The 446-nt window shown below is 59.4% G+C and carries 1 pseudogene; it reads left to right on the plus strand.

The window, feature by feature from the left end:
* A pseudogene (locus EN749_RS37135) lies at positions 1–446 on the plus strand (site-specific DNA-methyltransferase); the annotation flags it as partial.

Genomic DNA, 446 nt, shown 5'->3' on the forward strand with positions numbered 1-446 from the left:
CCGCCGATCTACGTGCAGGAAAAGGTGCACCCCAAGGCGATCATCGACGAGTTGAAGCGCAGCACCAGCGCGAAACGGGCGAGCGAAACCGATGCGCCCGATCTCTTCGCCGATTTCAACGGGCTTACCGACCCGGAGGCACGGGCCGAGTTCTACCAGCATTCGCAGCACTGGACGAACCGTTTTGTCCTTGGCGATTCGCTGCAGGTGATGGCGAGCCTCGCCGAGCGCGAGGCGATGCGCGGCAAGGTGCAGTGCATCTATTTCGACCCGCCTTACGGCATCAAGTTTAGTTCCAACTGGCAGATCTCCACACAGTCCAGAGATGTCGATGATCGGAAGCGTGAAGGTGTCTCACGCGAGCCAGAACAGGTGAAGGCGTTCCGCGACACCTGGAAGGAGGGCATCCACTCCTATCTCACCTATCTGCGTGACCGACTAATGGT

Source organism: Mesorhizobium sp. M7A.F.Ca.ET.027.02.1.1, assembly GCF_004022985.1.
Lineage (GTDB): Bacteria > Pseudomonadota > Alphaproteobacteria > Rhizobiales > Rhizobiaceae > Mesorhizobium.